This window comes from Microbacterium sp., assembly GCF_051860965.1.
GTDB lineage: Bacteria > Actinomycetota > Actinomycetes > Actinomycetales > Microbacteriaceae > Microbacterium.
In genome coordinates, this window is sequence record NZ_JBIMKU010000003.1 from 157,924 (window position 1) to 175,369 (window position 17,446).

Here is a 17,446-nt window from a genome sequence, read left to right on the forward strand (position 1 = left end):
CGTGCAATTCTACGTGAGCCCCGTGAACGAGGGGTCACGCGGGACGGACGCTCGTGATGCTCGAGACGGGCAGCGTGCGCTCGATGTCGGCAGCGCGGTCGCGCCCGCGCAGGCGCCCGCCGCCCAGGCCCGACGCCTCGAGCGTGAAGGTCCGCTCCACGCCATCGGGCAGCCGGACGACGACGACGATCACGGCGCGATTGCGGACCGCCTGGTCGAGCTCGCGGCCCAGCCACGCGGCATCCCCGTCGGTGCCGAGGCTCGCGCGGAGGGTCGCGACGAGTCCGGCGTACCGCTCCTGCGGGCTCCTGCCCTCGTCCGTCGTGTGACGGCCCGTGCGCCGGTGGAGGGACTCGGGCTCGCCCGCGTCGTCGATGGCCACGACGGGGTAGCGCGCGTCGACGAGGGACCAGTAGACGGCATCCCGCTCGACGCGCGAGACGAGGTCCTCGCCGTCGCGGAGGAGTCCGAGCGGGCGCAGCGCCTGATCCACGGCGATCGCGTCGAGGAGGCCGCGGTCGGCGGCGACGACGCGGGTGCGACCGGATGCCTCGTCGGCCCCGACCCGAACGAGTCCGTGCCGCGCCGCCGTGCTCTCGATCAGGTAGTCGAGGGGCTGCGGGATGCCCGTCAGCGACAGCGCCGAGAGGAAGCCGCGGATCGACTCGGCGGTCTCGCCCTCGGTGAGCCCGGAGCCGAGTGATTCGGTCGTGAACCGGTAGGTCGAGGCCTGCGCGCGCGATTCCCGGTGGGCGATCGACCGCAGGCGCAGCTCGAGCGCGGGCGCGAGCGGCCCCGGTGCGATCGCGGTCAGGTCGGCCTGCAGGTACACGCGATCGATCTCGGCCGGCAGGTGCTCCGCGAGCGCGGCAGTGTCGAGCTCGCCTCCGCGGCGGATGCGCGACGTCCAGGCGGGCTCGGTGGCGTCGTCGCCGAGCAGTCCCCAGCGCACCGCGGTGCGGGCGATGCGGGCCGATCGCTCGGGCCATTCGGGATCGAGCGGATACGCGCTCTGCCACGTGCCGGGATCGGCGATCCCGCCGTCGGGGGTGCGCAGGCCCGCCGGCACGGCGCGCAGGAACCCCTCCACGACGGTGCGCCACCGGTCGAGGGTCGACGCTTCCATCCAGAGCTCGCCCGCCGCCGTCACGAGCCATTCGCGTGCGGTGGGCGACGCGAGCTCCGCGGCGGCCGCCGATGCGAGGAGGTCGTCGAGCTCCTCGGCGGACGAGACGGCGCCCGCCTCGATGAGCCGGCGCCGGTCGGCGGCGCTCACGGCTCCGGCGCCCGTGCGCTGCACGGGGGCGTGGAGGCACGCCAGCAGGATGTCGGCGAGGGCTCCGGCCGAGGTGAACGCGCGTTCCGCGGCGGCTGCCTCCCCGCCGATGGCGCGGGCGGGCGGCGCCTCGACCGGTTCGAACGCCTCCGGGTGCGCCGTGCGGAGCGCCGACACGCGCGCCGCGACGGCGTCATAGGGTCGACCGGACTCGTCGAGCAGGGCGAGAGAGGACGGGACACCGGATACGGTGGCATCCGTCAACGCCATCAACGTCGCGCGCGGAAGACGGGTGAGGATGCGGTCCAGGGATGCGGCATCCAGCAATCCCGCGGCGGCGTCGAAGAAGTCGCGCCACGCCGCAGTGGGGGAGACGCCGCGTGCGACGAGCGTGGCGGTCAGGGCGACATCGTCGAGGTCCGACAGCGATGTCGCGAGCGCGCGCTCGCCCGAGATCACTCAGCCCCCGCGGTTCGCCCGGCCGCGACGGATGAAGGCGCGGATGAGCACCACCAGGATGAGGAGGAAGGCGAGGGGCAGCGCGAGGAGCGGGAGGATCGTCACGAGCGGCCAGATGCCCTGCGTGAAATCCGTCACTCCGGCGGGGCGGGCGATCATGATCGCGAAGAAGCAGACGACCGACACCACGATCATCCCGAGCGACATGAACGACAGGATGCGGTCGACTCGGCTGATCGCGACATCGTCGCCGGGAGTGGGCGTGCTCATCCGCCCCAGCCTACCCCCGTCGCCGCTTGCCCTAGGCTTGAGGAGGGGTTCGCCCCGCCATCCGTTCTGCCGCGTCCGCGGCGCAGTTTCTACAGCGAGGTTCGCAATGCCCACCGGCAAGGTCAGGTTCTACGACGAGGAGAAGGGGTTCGGCTTCATCACCACAGATGACGGCCAGGACGTCTTCCTGCACGCCACCGCCCTGCCCGCGGGCACGACCGCACCCAAGCAGGGCACCCGCCTCGAGTTCGGCGTCGCCGACGGCAAGCGCGGACTCCAGGCGCTGTCGGTCCGCGTGCTCGAAGCGCCCGTGAGCCTGTCCAAGCGCTCGCGCAAGCCCGCCGACGACATGGCGATCATCGTCGAAGACCTCGTGACGCTCCTCGACGGCATCGGCGGCGACCTGCGTCGCGGCCACTACCCGCGCGGCGGTGACGCGAAGAAGGTCGCGGCCGTCCTGCGCAAGGTCGCCGATGACCTCGAAGCCTGAGCCCGACCCCGCCCTGATCGGCGCGCACGATCTGGCGCTCGCCGCGCTGCGTGAGATCACTCCGGCCTCGACGGTCGGACCCCCTGCCGAGTACCGGCTCGAGGCCGACGGCGTCGTGTCGCTGCGGTTCGAGAACCGCCTCGCGGGCTACCCGGGCTGGTTCTGGACCGTCAGCGTCGCGCGCGTCGAGGGCGAGGAGCCCACGGTGCTCGAGATGGAGCTGCTGCCCGGCAACGGCGCGCTGGTCGCGCCGGAGTGGGTGCCGTGGGCCGAGCGACTCGCCGAGTACCACGCCGCCCAGGCGGCGCTGGCCGAACTCGCCGACGACGAGGACGCCGACATCGACGACGCCGACGTGGACGACGATGATGACGACGACATCGACGACGTGGATGCGGCGGACTTCGACAGCGACGGCTCCTCGATCCTCCACGCGGGCGATGTCGACGGGGTCGACATCGACGAGCTGTCCGAGGACGACGAGCTGTCCGAGGACGACCAGCCGTCGTCCGGCGAAGACCTCTCCGACGAGGAGGAGTAGTCCCGCTCAGTCCCGCGGTCTCGGGAAGGACGGCGCCTCGGCGCGCGTGGTCAGGCGATCGACGAGTTCGTCCATGACCTTCTCGACGATGCGCGGCATGTCGACGGCATCCGGATCCAGCAGCCACTGCACCTGCAGGCCGTCCATGACGGCGATCAGGGCGGACGCGTCGTCCCGCACGTCCTCGTCGTCGGGCTCGCGGCCGGTGACCTCGGCGAGCACGCCGGCGATCTTGTCGCGGAGACCGGCGAAGCGTCCTCGGAAGTACTCCTGCGCCGGATGCCCGTCGGTGGCCGACTCAGCCGACAGCACGGTGTAGGTCTGCACGACGCCGGGTCGGTCGGTGTTCTCGGTGACGGTGTCGAGCAGATGCCCGAGGAAGGCCGGCCCCTCGGTCTGCGCGCGGCCGGGGACGCCCGCCGCCTCTTCGCCGTCGCGATACTTCAGCACGGCGACGAGGAGCGCCTCTTTGCTGCCGAAGTGGTGCAGCACACCGGCGTGGGTCATGCCGGCGCGCTCCGCGACCTCGACGAGGGCGCCCTTGTTGTAGCCGCGCTGGCCGAAGACGCTCATCGCGGCGCGCAGCACCTCTTCACGCCGTGCGAGCGTGCGGGCCTGGGGCTTGCCTGCCATCTGTCCTCCGCCGCCCGAGATTACAGGCGTTCGACCGTGTAGTCGATGCAGCGGATCAGCTGGCGCACATCCTCGGGCTCGATCGAGACGAACGTCGCGACCCGCAGCTGGTTGCGGCCGAGCTTGCGGTACGGCTCTGTGTCGACGATCCCGTTGGCGCGCAGGCTCGAGGCGACCTCGGCCGCGTCGACCGACTCGTCGAAATCGACCGTCACGACGACGGGGGAGCGGTCGGCAGGGTCGGCCACGAACGGCGTGGCGACGGGGGATGCCTCGGCCCACTCGTACAGCGCGCGCGAGGACTCGCGGGTGCGCGCGTCGGCCCACTGCAGTCCGCCGTTCGCCGTGATCCACTCGAGCTGCTTGTCGAGCAGGAACAGGGTCGTGAGGGCGGGGGTGTTGAGGGTCTGGTTGAGACGCGAGTTGTCGAGCGCGTTCTTGAGGCTCAGGAACTCGGGGATGTAGCGGCCGGATGCCGCGATCCGCTCGATCCGCTCGATCGCGGCGGGAGAGACGAGTGCGAACCAGAGTCCGCCGTCGCTGCCGAGGTTCTTCTGAGGCGCGAAGTAGTAGACGTCAGCCTCGCTCGCGCGGAAGTTGATGCCGCCCGCGGCGCTCGTCGCGTCGATGACCGTGAGTGCGCCGTCGTCGCCCTCGACGCGGGCGACGGGGGCGGAGACGCCGGTCGAGGTCTCGTTGTGCGGCCACGCGTAGACGTCGATGCCCTCGAGCGGCTCGGGGCGCGCGCTGGTGCCGGCGGCCGCTTCGCGGACGTCCGGCGCCTCGAGCCACGGCGTCTTCGCAGCGGAGGCGAACTTCGAGCCGAACTCGCCGAACACCAGGTGCTGACTGCGCTTCTCGATGAGACCGAAGGCCGCGGCATCCCAGAACGCCGTCGATCCGCCGTTGCCGAGGATGACCTCGTAGCCCTTCGGCGCGCGGAAGAGGTCGCTCAGCTGCATCCGCACCTGTCCGACCAGGGACTTGACGGGCGCCTGGCGGTGCGACGTCCCCAGCAGTGCGCGACCCGGTCCGTCGAGGGCGTCGAGCTGCGCGGCGCGGACCTTCGACGGGCCGCACCCGAATCGACCGTCGGAGGGCAGGATCTCGCGGGGCAGCGTCACATGAGCCATTGCTCGATTCTAGGGATGCCGCGGAGGCGGACCGCGCCGTGTGTCTCCGTGCCCGGGATAGGGTGTCCTTACCTGATTCTTTCTCGCGCGAGGACACGCATGACCGATCTCATCGACACCACCGAGATGTATCTGCGCACGATCCTCGAGCTCGAGGAGGAGAACATCCAGCCGCTGCGCGCGCGCATCTCGGAGCGTCTCGGCCACTCGGGGCCGACCGTGTCGCAGACCGTCGCCCGCATGGAGCGCGACGGCCTGGTCGTCGTGTCGGAGGACCGCACGCTCGAGCTCACCGACGCGGGGCGCCAGAAGGCCGTCGACGTCATGCGCAAGCACCGGCTGGCCGAGCGTCTGCTGTCGGATGTCATCGGGCTCGACTGGGCCTACGTCCACGAAGAGGCATGCCGCTGGGAGCACGTGATGAGCGAGCAGGTCGAGCGTCGGCTGATCGAGCTCCTCGGGCATCCCACCGAATCCCCGTACGGCAACCCGATCCCCGGACTCGACCAGTTGGGCGATGTGCCGGCGATCCAGTTCGAGCAGGGCGTCGTGGGTCTCGTTCGCCGCCTCAACGAGGCCGGCGAGCCCATCACGGGCACCGTCCGCCGGCTCGCCGAGCCTGCGCAGGTCGACCCCGAGCTGCTGCAGCAGCTGAAGTCCGCAGGTGTTCTGCCCGGTGCGTCCGGCGATTACCGCTACAGCGAGGGCTACGTGCTCGTCCAGATGGACGGCAACGACGAGGGTCTCGAGCTGCCGATCGAGGTCGCGTCGCACATCTTCCTCGTCGACGACCGCGTCTGACCGTCGGATCTCCAGGGGTTTGCCAGGCCCCGAACGTGACAGATTCGTTACCGTCCGGTAGCGTCAGAGAGTCCATAGGCGAGAAGCCCGCCGTAGGACTCCACGGGGATTGCCTCACCGGCTCGTCGTCCACGTGGTGAAACCCGCACATCGTGCCCCGAACACTGAGTGCTGACGAGCCAGCGTCCTTGGCGCAGAGGCGCCGGAGGACGAGCTTGGCTGAAGAGAACGATCCCACTGCGGTACAGCCGCAGGGTGACACGACTCCTGCACGACGCGTGCGCAATCGACCCGCTGCGAAGCGCGCCGACGCCGTGGCGACCCGCCCGGCGAAGGCGCCGCGTGCCAAGAAGTCGGTTCGCAAGCCGCTGAAGAGCCTCGTGATCCTGAGCGTCGTCGGGGGCCTCGTCGTCACCGTCGCGCTCCCGGCGTACGCCGCCTCGCGCGGCGCCGACGTCGAAGCCGCCCAGACGATCCAGCAGTTCTCGGCCGATGACGCGCAGTCGATGGTCATCGCGTCGGACGCCGTCTCGACCGAGCTGACCCGCGAAGGATACGCCGCGACGACCGAGGCCGAGATCGCGACCAAGAAGGCGGCCGAAGCGGCTGCCGCCCGTGCGCGTCAGAGCGCGCGTGTCGCCGGTGCGCTCGTGAACATCAACCTCGTCTCGCCGGGCACCGGCGAGGTGCGCTGGCCGATCCTCAACTTCACCAAGGGCCGCGGGCTCTGGGACTCGGGCTACCATCAGGGCGTCGACCTGCTCGCGCCCGCGGGCACGCCGATCTACGCGGCCGCGGCGGGTGTCGTCAAGACATCGCAGGAGAGCTTCGGCGGCTACGGCGTCGCCGTCACGATCGAGCACGTGATCGGCGGCCAGCGCGTGTCGACCCTCTACGGGCACATGACGTACGGCAGCCGCCAGGTGGTCTCGGGCCAGACGGTCGAGGCGGGTCAGCTCATCGGACTCGTCGGCAGCACCGGCAGCTCTTCGGCCAATCACCTCCACTTCGAGGTGCACATCAACGGATCCGTCGTCGATCCGTGGGCCTGGCTGCAGTCGAACGCCGGCTGATCCCTAGCCGACACGCCATCGGGTGTTAACCCGCTCGCGGCCCTCGGCCCGGTGGGCGTGCGTTAGCCTGTTCCCGACGCTTGAGAGAAGCGGAGGGAAGCCGTGGGCGGAACTGGCAACAGTCCACGCATCCGAACCATGGATGCGCTGGGACGTCATGTCCTGCGGCATTGCACGAGTGGATGCCACGGTTCTTCCGTGGCGCCGAAGCGCTGTCTGTGATCAGACGGCGCTTTTTTCATGCCCTGAAACTGCTTGATCCCGTCGAGAACGAACAACCGAGAAGCCGTCCCGGCCGTTCGAGAGGATGAACAATGCGCACTCTGGTGCTGAATGCGGGGTATGAGCCGCTGGCCGTCGTGTCGTTCAAGCGCGCACTCGTGCTCGTCATGAACGAGAAGGCGACGGTGATCGAGCTCGTCGAAGGCGAGCCCGTCTGGGGAGCCCGCGGGTCGTACGACAGACCGGCCGTGATCCTGCTGACGAGATACGTGCGCGTGCCAGGAGGCCGCCGCATCCCGGTCACCCGACGCGGGGTGCTGCGTCGGGACGCCCACCGCTGCGGATACTGCGGCAAGGCCGCGTCGACGATCGACCACATCCTGCCCCGCTCGCGCGGAGGCGCGGACTCATGGGAGAACCTCGTCGCCTGCTGCCTGCGCTGCAACAACCTCAAGGGCGATCGCACTCCCGAGGAGATGCGCTGGGACCTGCGTCTCGTGCCGAATGCGCCCCGGGGCGGACAGTGGACGGTTCGCGGCGCAGAGCGCACGGATCCGCGGTGGGAGCCGTATCTCGCGCTCGCCGCGTGAGCTCTGCCCTGGCGCGCGAGCTCAGTCTCGCCGCGTGAGCTCGGCCCTGGCGCGGGGCTCGGCCGTCGGGCGTGAGTTCAGTCTGCCGCGTGAGCACAGGCTTGCCGCGTGAGTTCAGTCTTGGCGCCTGAGCTCAGGCGCCCTCGAGGGCTGCCAACCAGCGCGCGAGGATCGGCTCGATCTCGGCGGTGTCGTCCGCGCCGAGTTCGGCGAGGAGCCGGTGCTCGTTCGCCAGGTGTGCTGCGAACGCACGATCGATGAGGTCTCGTCCAGCCGGGGTGAGGCGCACGATGCGTCGGCGGGCGTCGGATGCCTCGGCGCGCCGCTCGACGAGCCCGCGCGTCACAAGTCTGTCGACGCGCTTGGTGAGCCCTCCCGTTGTGACGAGCGTGTGGTCGGCGAGCTCACCCGCCGCGCGCTCGTAGGGCTCGCCGGCCCGTCGGAGTGCGGCGAGCACGTCGAACTCGCCCTCGCTCAAGCCGAACTCGCCGTAGACCTCGACGAGCCGATCGGTGAGCAGCAGCGCGACGCGATGGAGGCGCCCGATGACGCCCTGCGGTGAGGAGTCGAGGTCAGGCCTCTCGCGCCGCCACTCGGTCTGGATCTCGCTGATGCGATCTTCGTGCGCCATGCCGACATTTTATCTTCCAGGCAAGGTAATATATCTTCCATGGAAGGTAATCGTCTCGGCTGGATCGCCGTCACCGCGATCGCGCCCATCGCATGGGGGAGCACGTACGTCGTGACGCGTAACCTGCTGCCCCCGGACTATCCGCTGTGGGGCGGGGTGCTGCGTGCTCTTCCGGCCGGACTCCTCGTGCTGCTCCTGGCCCGCCGCCTGCCGACCGGGTCATGGTGGTGGCGCTCTGTCGTCCTGGGGATCCTGAACGTGGGCGGCTTCTTCGTGCTGGTCTACGTCGCCGGCCAGCGCCTGCCCTCCGGACTCGCGTCGACCCTCATGTCGACCTCCGCCGCCTGCATGCTGCTGTTCGCCTGGTTGCTTCTGCACCGTCGCCCCCGGCTGGCCGCCGTCGTCGGCGCGGCCGTCGGGCTCGTCGGTGTCGGAGTCATGCTCGGCTTCGACGGCTCCGGCGCCGATGTGTGGGGGGTCGCCGCGTCGCTCGGCGCGATGGTGTCGTCGTCGATCGGGTTCGTGCTCACGGTGCGGTGGGGCTCCGACATCCCTGCGCTCACGATGACGTCGTGGCAGCTCGTGGGCGGATCCCTCGTGCTCGTGCCCGCGGCGCTGCTCGTCGAAGGACCTCCGCCCGCGCTCACACTCGAGTCGGGGCTCGGGTTCGCGTACGTCACCCTCATCGGCACCGCCGTCGCCTACGTGGCGTGGTTCGCAGGACTGCGGCATCTCTCTCCGGGGGTGGTGGGAATCGTAGGTCTGCTCAACCCCGTCACCGGCGTCGTTCTCGGCGTGATCGTGGCCGGCGAGGTCTTCGGCCTCTCGCAAGCGCTCGGCCTCGTCCTGGTACTCGTCGGGGTGGTGCTGGGCTCTCTTCCTGCACGGCGCACGGCGTCGATGCGCCGAGGATCGATGAGATCGGCCGGACCGACGGGCTCGATCGGATCGAGGGAATCGACCGGACCGACGGGTTCGGCAGGATCGACGGGTTCGGCAGGATCGCGACGAGAGACGGCACCCGCGGCGCTCGCTGAGGCCCGTCGCGCATGATGTGATGGGGACATGAGCCGAGCCCTTCTCGTGATCGACATGCAGCGCGCCTTCGACGACCTCTCGTTCTGGGGACCGACGACGAATCCCGAGTGCGAAGCGAATGTCGCAGCGCTCGCCGCGCAGTGGACGCGGGCCGGCGAGCCGATCGTCGTCGTGCACCACGACTCGACCTCTCCCGGTTCGCCGCTGAACCCCGATGAGCCCGGCAACGCGCTCGTCGACGTCGTCGCCGCGATCGAACCCGCGCTCACGGTGGGCAAGAACGTCAACTCGGCGTTCTATGGCGACCCCGATCTGCACGCGTGGTTGCAGGCGAAGGAGATCACCGAGCTCGTCATCTGCGGCATCCAGACGAACATGTGCGTCGAGACGACCGCGCGCATGGCGGGCAACCTCGGTTACGACGTGACAGTGGCCCTCGACGCGACGCGAACGTTCGACCTGACGACGGACGTCGCGGGCCTCGGCGTCGTGACACGCACCGCGGATGAGCTCATGGCGACGACGGCTCTGGACCTTCAGGCCGGCGGCTTCGCGACGATCGCGACGACCGCCTCGCTCGTCGACTGACCTCGCGCGCCGGAAAGCGGCCGGACGCGCCCGAACGGCATCAGAACGGCGCGTGTTCATGATGCTCCGCCCTCGGATCGGGTGCACTCGATGGAACGAATCGCACCATCGCGGGCGGCCTGTCCCGATACGGCCGGCCGGTCGGACTCGTCCATTCGAGGACGCCGCCACCCAGCTGTCTGACGGTCCAGTCCGTGGCGTGTTTGAGTGTGTGATGCCGACGACAGAAGTGCGCGAGATTGCCCTCCGAGGTCTCGCCGCCGAAGGCTGCGTCGATCGTGTGATCGATGTCGCAGCGCCGGGCGGGCCTGCGGCATCCCGGAAAGCGACAGTGCTCGTCGCGCGCCGTGAGGAATCGCCCGAGATCGGCGCCGGGTCGGTAGCGGTCGACGGCGAGCACACCCCCCGTGAGCGGATGCGTGAGCACGCGGTCCCAGCCGGCCGCGTCGGCGCACAGGCGCCGGGCCGTCGCAAGGTCGATGGGGCCGTACCCGGCGAGGAGAGCGGGGGACTCGTCCACTCCCGCGAGGGAGAGCACCGGCACCGTCACCTGCACGTGTGCGGTGATCGCCGCGAATGCATCGCCGTCGCCGTGGGCCGCGGGAGCACCGGCCAGGAGAAGGTCGGCGAGGATGTCGGCCCGCAGCTGGTCGATCGTGCGGTCGTCGGCATCCACCCGAGGGCGGGTAACGACGTGCTCGTGCACCGTGTCGGTGTCACGGCTCTCGCCAGACTCGCCGTCCGCGTCTGAGCCACTGCTCACGCCGGGCGAGCCGCCCGCGTCGGAACCACCACCCACGCCGGGCGAACCGACCGCGTCGGAACCAACTCCTGCGCCGAGCGCTCCACCACTCGCGCTCCCGACATCACGCGCCTCATCCGTCTGTGCCGCCCGCGCCATCTGTGTCAGCCGGTCGGCGATCGCGTAGGCAAGTGTGGCGGGAAGATCGGCGAGCACGCGGGCCATCCCGTCGTCGAGGTCGAAGACCCGCACTCTGCGCTCGCCGTGCGCGTGCCGCATCCTCTCCGCGGTCGAAGAGGGGTCGAGCTCTGCCGCGATCGCCTTCGCGTGCCCGCGCAGCAGTGCCGGCGTCGTCTCGCACGCGATCTCGACGGCCATCGCCTCGAACCGTCGTCGCGCATCGTCGTCCTGGATGTCGGCGCCTGCGTCGAGGATCGCGTTGACGTGACCGGCATCCATCCGCCCCTCCTGCCACGCGGACAGGACGGCCGGGAACCTCGTCTCGAGCGCCACGGCGTCGCCCATGCGCGTCTGCACCGTGCGATCGCTGACCCTCATGGCGGCGCCGAGCTCGGCGGAGATCTCGCGCATCGCGATATCGGACGAGGAACGGTGATCGGGACGATGGGCGATCGCGAGGTCGACGGCGGCCGACAGGAGCTGCGACTCTCGCGCTTGCGCACGGGCTATCGCACGACGAGTCTCGAGCATCTCGGACACGAGCGCGTCGAGCTCAGGCCATGACCCGGGTGTCGAAACGTGCGTGCCCATGAGACTCCGATGAACGAGGGATCGCGACTGGGCACTGCGCGGCTTCTGACATCAGATTAGCATCTATCTTCGAATCTGCAAACGTGCGATCCGACATCTTGCAATGTCCGGAGATCCGCGTACAGTCGGAACATCTCAGAAATAGAACATACGTTCTGATAGATCGATGGGGGGCATCGTGCTGGCGACCGCTTCACGTGCACCGGCTCCGGCCGATGACGTGCAGCGCCTGCGTGCGCAACTCGATCGTATGCAGGGGCGCCGACTCGATGCGCCCGTTCTCCCCGTCATCCATCCTCTCGCCGATCTGCTGCCGGGCGGCGGCCTCAAACCCGGTGCCGCCTATTCGCTGCCGCGCTCGACGTCGCTCCTGCTCGCTCTGATGGCACAGGCCTCGCAAGACGGCTCCTGGTGCGGAGTGGTCGGGATGCCGCGGCTCGGCGCCGAAGCGGCCGAGGCGATGGGGGTCGATCTGTCGCGACTCGTGCTCATCCCCGATCCGGGTGCGCGCTGGCTCGCCGTCACCGCGACGATCGCCGATGTGCTCCCCGTCGTCGCCGTGCGTCCCAGCGGCCGTGCGCCCGACGGCGAGGTCGCGCGCCTCGCCGCGCGGCTGCGCGACCGCGGGGCGGTGCTGCTCGTGCAGGGGCCCTGGCCGCAGACCGAGGCGGTGCTCGAACTCGGCGAGCAGGCGTGGTCGGGCATCGGCCGCGGTCACGGCTATCTGCAGGAGCGCAGGATCACCGTCACGTCCGCGAGCAGACGATGGCCGACTCCCCGGCGCGCGCGCGTGCTGCTGCCGGATGCCTCGGGGGCGGTCGACACGGCGCCGGCGCATCTGACCCGGGTCGAGTCGACAGCCCAGCCCGCATTCGAGCAAGCAGCCCCACCCGTACCCGTGTTCGAGCCGGCAGACGGGCAGGCGGGCGAACAGCGCGTCGAATGGTCGAGGGCGGGGTGAGCTCGGTGATGGATGCTCCGATCCGGAGTCTCGTGCTGTGGTTCCCCGATTGGCCGGTGACGGCGCTCACCCGCGCGGCGGCCTCGGAGCCGCGCCGGCCGGACCCCTCCCGGCCAGGCCGTGCCGGGGCACCCGCCGTGACGGGACGGGCGCCCGTCATGACGGGACGGGCGCCCGCCATGACGGGACGGGCGCCCGCCGCCCGGGCGATCGTGCCCGACGCGGAACCGCTCGATCCCGCTCTGCCGATCGCCGTCATCGAGGGGAACGCGGTCATCGCGTGCTCCGCAGCGGCGCGTGCCGAGGGCGTCCGCCGCGGGCAGCGTCGCCGCGACGCCCAGTCGCGCTGCCCGGGGCTTCGGATCGTCCCCGCCGACGCCGCGCGGGATCACCGTGCCTTCGCCCCCGTCATCGCACGCATCGAAGAGAAGGCGCCGGGTGTGCAGCTCGTGCGCCCGGGGCTCTGCGCGCTCCGCGCCCGCGGACCGGCGCGCTACTACGGCGGCGAGACCGAAGCCGCCCGCATGCTGGTCGCGGAACTGCGCGCCTTCGGTCTCGACGACGTCCGCGCGGGCATCGCCGACGGCCCCTTCACGGCCGAACAGGCAGCGAAGGCAGGCGCCGTGCCGGGCGACCCCGTGTTCGTGGTGCCGGCCGGGGGAGCGGCGGGGTTCCTCGCCTCCCTCCCCGTCTCGGTGCTCGACGCTGCAGCGCTGGGTCCCTCGACGAAAGGCGAAGACCGCCGCCGCTCCGCGAGCGACGATCTCGTCGGCCTCCTCGCCCGCCTCGGCGTGCAGACGCTCGGCGACTTCGCCGCGATGCCTCCCGATCGCGTGCGCGAGCGCTTCGGAGGGCGGGGCATCCGCCTGCACGCCCTCGCCGGTGGGCGGGACTCGCAACCCGTCCATCCCCGCACGCCTCCACCCGAGCTGCAGCGCGAGGTCGCCTTCGAGCCTCCGCTCGAGATCGCCGATCAGGTCGCGTTCGGCATGCGCGTCGCCGCCGACGACTTCATCGCGGGGCTCGGCGCGATCGATCTCGTGTGCACCGAGCTGCGGGTCGAGCTCGTGGGCGATCGGGGCGAGCGCAGCGAGCGGGTGTGGCTGCATCCCGCCTCGTTCGACGCCGCGGCGGTCGTCGATCGCGTGCGCTGGCAGCTGGGTGAAGACACCGAGAGCCTGCGCAGCGGGGTCGCGCTGGTGCGGATCACTCCCGAGGCGGTGGATGCGGCATCCCACCATCGACCGGCGATCTTCGGCTCCGCCCCCGAAGAGAAGGTGCACCACGCGCTCTCGCGCGTGCAGGCGATGCTCGGCCATCGCGCCGTCGTCACGCCCGCGATCGGGGGCGGCAGATGGCTGACCGAGCGGCAGGTGCTCGTTCCGTGGGGGGATCGCGCCGTCGTCGCGAAGGAGCGCGCCCGGCCGTGGCCGGGCAGCCTGCCCGATCCGCTGCCGACGACGGTGTTCGCCGAGCCGCCGACGGTCGAGGTGCTGACCCTCGGCGGATACGCGGTCGAGGTCGACGACCGCGGCGCGGTCACGGCGGTGCCCGCCGTGCTCGTCGAGGGCGGGCGCGTGCGGCGGATCGAGGAGTGGGCGGGTCCGTGGCCGGTCGTCGAGAGGGGATGGGATGCCGCGCGCGCGCGCCGCGCGCATCGGTTCCAGGTCGTCGACGACGAGGGGGCGGCCTGGCTGCTCGTGTGCGAGCGCGGCTCGTGGACGATCGAGGGCAGCTATGACTGAGAGGTCCGGCTGATGGGGTTCGACAATCCGTCCGTGCCGTGGTCCGAGATGGAGCGCGTGCTCAGCGACCGCCGCCGCCCCGGCACGAGTCCGCCGGTCGGAGCCGACGGCGGCGACAGCCCCGCGTGGTCGCGCAAGCGCGGACCGTATGTCGCGCCGAAGATCGAGCGACCGGCCGAGACGGTGCCCTACGCCGAGCTGCACGCGCATTCGTCCTACTCGTTCCTCGACGGAGCGTCATCGCCCGAAGAGCTCGCCGAAGAGGCCGAGCGGCTCGGACTCGAGGCCCTGGCGATCACCGACCACGACGGGTTCTACGGCATCGTGCGGTTCGCCGAGGCATCCGAGACCCTCGCGCTGCGGACCGTCTTCGGCGCCGAGCTGTCGCTCGAGCTGCCGCGGCCGCAGAACGGCGAGGCCGACCCCGTCGGCGCGCACCTGCTCGTGCTCGCGCGGGGGGAGGAGGGCTATCACCGGCTCGCGGGCGCCATCACGCACGCCCAGCTGCAGGGGGCCGAGAAGGGCCGGCCCGTGTACGACCTCGACGAGCTCGCGGCGCAGCTCGACGATCACGCCGTGATCCTGACCGGATGCCGCAAGGGCGCCGTCCGGCGTGCGCTCGCAGACAGCGGACCGGCAGCGGCGGCGGCTGAGCTCGACCGTCTCGTGCACCTGTTCGGGAGGGACGCCGTGCACGTCGAGCTCATCGACCACGGCAACCCGCTCGACACTCGTGACAACGACGTGCTCGCCGCCCTCGCGACAGAGCGGCGCCTTCCGCTCATCGCGACCAACAACGTGCACTACGCCGTGCCGCAGCGGCAGCTGCTCGCCGCGGCGGTCGCCGCCGTCCGCGCCAATCGCGGGCTCGACGAGCTCGACGGCTGGCTGCCCGCGCACGCGGGCGCGCATCTGCGATCGGGAGCCGAGATGGCGGAGCGGTTCGCGCGGCATCCGGACGCCGTCGCCCGCACCGTGCCGCTCGCGGCCGAACTCGCCTTCCCGCTGCGCAGAGCAAAGCCCGCCCTGCCGAAGCAGAAGGTGCCCGAGGGACACACGCCGATGTCGTATCTGCGTCAGCTCGTGTGGGAGGCAGCGCGCCGCAAGTACCCCGACCTGAGCGAGAAGGATCGCGCGCGCATCGAGAAGGAGCTCGCGGTCATCGAGATGAAGGACTTCCCCGGGTACTTCCTGATCGTGTGGGGCATCGTGCAGGAGGCGCGGCGCCGCGGCATCCTGTGCCAGGGGCGCGGCTCCGCGGCCAACAGCGCCATCTGCTACCTGCTCGACATCACGGCGGTCGATGCGATCGCCTACGATCTGCCGTTCGAGCGGTTCCTGTCGTCGCTGCGCGAGGAGGAGCCCGATATCGACGTCGACTTCGACTCGGATCGGCGCGAGGAGATCATCCAGTGGGTCTACCGCGAGTACGGGCGCGACCGCGCAGCGCAGGTCGCGAACGTCATCCAGTACCGCCCGAAGAACGCGATCCGCGACATGGCCAAGGCGCTCGGGCATTCGCCGGGGCAGCAGGATGCCTGGTCGAAGCAGGTCGAGGGCTGGGGAGCCCTGCTCGAGACGGGCGCGGGGCACGACATCCCCGATCGCGTGCTCGAGTTCGCGGGCGAGCTGCTCAAGGCACCGCGGCATCTCGGCATCCACTCCGGGGGGATGGTGCTCACCGACCGGCCTGTCGGCGAGGTCGTGCCCATCGAGCACGCGCGCATGGAGGATCGCACGGTCATCCAGTGGGACAAAGACGACGCCGCCTGGATGGGGCTCGTCAAGTTCGACCTGCTGGGGCTCGGGATGCTGGCCGCCCTGCAGTACTGCTTCGACATGATCCGCGAGGCGACGGGCGAGGAATGGGAGCTCGCGACGATCCCCAAGGAGGAGAAGGGGGTCTACGACATGCTGTGCCGGGCGGATTCGGTCGGTGTCTTCCAGGTCGAGTCGCGCGCGCAGATGGGGCTGCTGCCGCGGCTGCAGCCGCGGAGGTTCTACGACCTCGTGATCGAGATCGCCCTCATCCGGCCGGGGCCGATCCAGGGTGGGGCGGTGCATCCGTTCGTCAAGCGCAAGCTCGGACTCGAGCCCGTGACGTACGCGCACGAGAAGCTGAAGCCCGTGCTCGAGCGCACGCTGGGCATCCCCGTCTTCCAGGAGCAGCTCATGCAGATGGGCATGGCGGTGGGTGGATTGACGGGGGAGGATGCCGACCTGCTGCGCCGCGCGATGGGATCCAAGCGCGGGGTCGAGCGCATCGACTCGCTGAAGGAGAAGCTCTACGCGGGCATGGCCGAGAACGGGCTCGTGGGCGATGAGGCGGACGCGATCTACGCCAAGATCCAGGCATTCGCGAACTTCGGCTTCGCCGAATCGCACTCCCTCTCGTTCGGTCTGCTCGTTTATGCGAGCTCGTGGCTCAAGCTGCACTATCCCGGGGCGTTCCTCGCGGGGCTGCTGCGGGCGCAGCCGATGGGGTTCTACTCGCCGGCGACCCTCGTGTCGGACGCCCGCCACCACGGCGTCGAGGTGCGCCGCCCCGACCTGCACCTCTCGGGGGTCGAGGCCGTGCTCGAAGGCATCGCCGGTGCTGTGCAGGAGGGGAGGGATACCTGCACCCACCGCGTCCAGCCCCCCGTGGGCGTCTTCGATCGCACCGAGCCGAACGAAGACGCCGCCCATCGCCGCGACGGCGCCTTCGCCGTGCGCATGGGCCTGGCATCCATCAAGGGCATCGGCACGCCGGTCGCCGGGCGGATCGTCGCCGCGCGCGAGGCCGAGGGCGAGTTCCGCGACCTCCGCGATCTCGTGCGGCGCACGGGTGTCACGGCGGCGCAGCTCGAGGCGCTCGCGACGGCGGGGGCGTTCGAGTGTCTCGGGCTCACACGGCGCGAGGCGATCTGGCTCGCGGGGTCCGCCGCGCAGGATCGCGTCGAGTTCCTGCCCGATTCGCTCGTGTCGGTCCAGCCGCCGCTGTTCACCGATCAGACGAGTTACGACCTGCTCGCCGCCGATCTATGGGCGACGGGCGTCTCGACCGACGACCACCCCATGACGCACTACCGGTCGGGGCTCGATGCCCGGGGCGTCCTGACCTCGATCGGACTCCGCACGCACGAATCGGGCCGGCGCATCGAGGTGGCAGGACTCGTGACGCATCGGCAGCGGCCGGCCACGGCATCCGGCATCACGTTCATCAATCTCGAAGACGAGCACGGCCTCGTCAACGTCATCTGCTCGGTCGGGGTGTGGAACAGATACCGGCGGGTCGTGCGCGATGCGCCCGCTCTCATCGTGCGCGGTGTGCTCGAGCGCTCGGTCGAGGGAGTGACGAACCTGCTCGCCGATCGGTTCGAAGACCTCAGGGTGGGGGTGCAGCATCGCTCGCGCGACTTCCGCTGATGCGTGGCGGGCACGAGAGAGGCCCCCGCCGAAGCGGGGGCCTGCCATGGAGCCTCAGCCCTGCACGCCGGGCT

At 70.7% G+C, this 17,446-nt stretch carries 16 protein-coding genes; 10 read left to right on the forward strand and 6 right to left on the reverse strand.

Annotated elements, in window-relative coordinates; genetic code table 11:
• Positions 1–34: 34 nt before the first annotated feature.
• Positions 35–1,735: a helicase-associated domain-containing protein gene (locus ACTIFV_RS06660; RefSeq protein WP_439591990.1), complete on the reverse strand. Its 1,701-nt coding sequence runs from the start codon at positions 1,733–1,735 to the stop codon at positions 35–37.
• A complete protein-coding gene (locus ACTIFV_RS06665; RefSeq protein WP_439591991.1) occupies positions 1,736–2,005 on the reverse strand; it encodes a multidrug ABC transporter ATPase in 270 nt (89 codons plus the stop codon).
• Between the two features lie 106 nt (positions 2,006–2,111).
• On the opposite strand from ACTIFV_RS06665, the gene ACTIFV_RS06670 reads away from it, so the two are divergent.
• Together ACTIFV_RS06670 and ACTIFV_RS06675 are read left to right on the forward strand one after the other, a co-directional pair.
• On the forward strand, positions 2,112–2,495 hold the full coding sequence (locus ACTIFV_RS06670) for a cold-shock protein (RefSeq protein ID WP_439591992.1): 384 nt from the start codon (positions 2,112–2,114) through the stop codon (positions 2,493–2,495).
• Complete coding sequence (locus tag ACTIFV_RS06675; RefSeq protein ID WP_439591993.1) at positions 2,479–3,036, forward strand: DUF3027 domain-containing protein; 558 nt, start codon at positions 2,479–2,481, stop codon at positions 3,034–3,036. The genes ACTIFV_RS06670 and ACTIFV_RS06675 overlap by 17 nt, the downstream gene beginning before the upstream one ends.
• Before the next feature lie 6 nt (positions 3,037–3,042).
• On the opposite strand, the gene ACTIFV_RS06680 is transcribed toward ACTIFV_RS06675, so the two are convergent.
• Both ACTIFV_RS06680 and serC read right to left on the reverse strand, forming a co-directional pair.
• Entirely contained in the window at positions 3,043–3,669 is a 627-nt protein-coding gene (locus ACTIFV_RS06680; protein WP_439591994.1) for a TetR/AcrR family transcriptional regulator, read from the reverse strand.
• Positions 3,670–3,689: 20 nt separating this feature from the next.
• Complete coding sequence (serC, locus tag ACTIFV_RS06685) at positions 3,690–4,802, reverse strand: phosphoserine transaminase (RefSeq protein WP_439591995.1); 1,113 nt, start codon at positions 4,800–4,802, stop codon at positions 3,690–3,692.
• Positions 4,803–4,901: 99 nt separating this feature from the next.
• On the opposite strand from serC, the gene ACTIFV_RS06690 reads away from it, so the two are divergent.
• The 3 genes from ACTIFV_RS06690 (at position 4,902) to ACTIFV_RS06700 (ending at position 7,488) form a co-directional block, all read left to right on the forward strand.
• A complete protein-coding gene (locus tag ACTIFV_RS06690) occupies positions 4,902–5,603 on the forward strand; it encodes a metal-dependent transcriptional regulator (RefSeq protein WP_439591996.1) in 702 nt (233 codons plus the stop codon).
• 215 nt (positions 5,604–5,818) lie between these two features.
• On the forward strand, positions 5,819–6,676 hold the full coding sequence (locus ACTIFV_RS06695; RefSeq protein ID WP_439591997.1) for a M23 family metallopeptidase: 858 nt from the start codon (positions 5,819–5,821) through the stop codon (positions 6,674–6,676).
• Positions 6,677–6,990: 314 nt separating this feature from the next.
• The gene (locus tag ACTIFV_RS06700) at positions 6,991–7,488 is read left to right on the forward strand and encodes an HNH endonuclease (RefSeq protein WP_439591998.1); all 498 of its coding nucleotides are present in this window, start codon (positions 6,991–6,993) and stop codon (positions 7,486–7,488) included.
• 133 nt (positions 7,489–7,621) lie between these two features.
• On the opposite strand, the gene ACTIFV_RS06705 is transcribed toward ACTIFV_RS06700, so the two are convergent.
• The gene (locus tag ACTIFV_RS06705; protein WP_439591999.1) at positions 7,622–8,119 is read right to left on the reverse strand and encodes a MarR family winged helix-turn-helix transcriptional regulator; all 498 of its coding nucleotides are present in this window, start codon (positions 8,117–8,119) and stop codon (positions 7,622–7,624) included.
• A 39-nt stretch (positions 8,120–8,158) separates the two neighbouring features.
• On the opposite strand from ACTIFV_RS06705, the gene ACTIFV_RS06710 reads away from it, so the two are divergent.
• Both ACTIFV_RS06710 and ACTIFV_RS06715 read left to right on the forward strand, forming a co-directional pair.
• Positions 8,159–9,172, forward strand: a complete 1,014-nt coding sequence (locus tag ACTIFV_RS06710; RefSeq protein WP_439592000.1) for a DMT family transporter — start codon at positions 8,159–8,161, stop codon at positions 9,170–9,172.
• Between the two features lie 12 nt (positions 9,173–9,184).
• Positions 9,185–9,745 (forward strand): cysteine hydrolase family protein, encoded by a 561-nt coding sequence (locus ACTIFV_RS06715; RefSeq protein ID WP_439592001.1) that lies wholly within the window; start codon positions 9,185–9,187, stop codon positions 9,743–9,745.
• Between the two features lie 40 nt (positions 9,746–9,785).
• Here ACTIFV_RS06715 and ACTIFV_RS06720 read toward each other — a convergent pair whose 3' ends face one another.
• Positions 9,786–11,258, reverse strand: a complete 1,473-nt coding sequence (locus tag ACTIFV_RS06720; RefSeq protein ID WP_439592002.1) for a DUF222 domain-containing protein — start codon at positions 11,256–11,258, stop codon at positions 9,786–9,788.
• 166 nt (positions 11,259–11,424) lie between these two features.
• On the opposite strand from ACTIFV_RS06720, the gene ACTIFV_RS06725 reads away from it, so the two are divergent.
• Genes ACTIFV_RS06725 through ACTIFV_RS06735 form a run of 3 tightly spaced genes read left to right on the forward strand, consistent with a single transcriptional unit; the run spans position 11,425 to position 17,372 of the window.
• A complete protein-coding gene (locus ACTIFV_RS06725; protein ID WP_439592003.1) occupies positions 11,425–12,219 on the forward strand; it encodes a hypothetical protein in 795 nt (264 codons plus the stop codon).
• A gap of 8 nt (positions 12,220–12,227) precedes the next feature.
• Positions 12,228–13,964, forward strand: a complete 1,737-nt coding sequence (locus ACTIFV_RS06730) for a DNA polymerase Y family protein (RefSeq protein ID WP_439592004.1) — start codon at positions 12,228–12,230, stop codon at positions 13,962–13,964.
• 12 nt (positions 13,965–13,976) lie between these two features.
• Positions 13,977–17,372: an error-prone DNA polymerase gene (locus ACTIFV_RS06735; protein ID WP_439592005.1), complete on the forward strand. Its 3,396-nt coding sequence runs from the start codon at positions 13,977–13,979 to the stop codon at positions 17,370–17,372.
• Positions 17,373–17,446 lie beyond the last annotated feature (74 nt).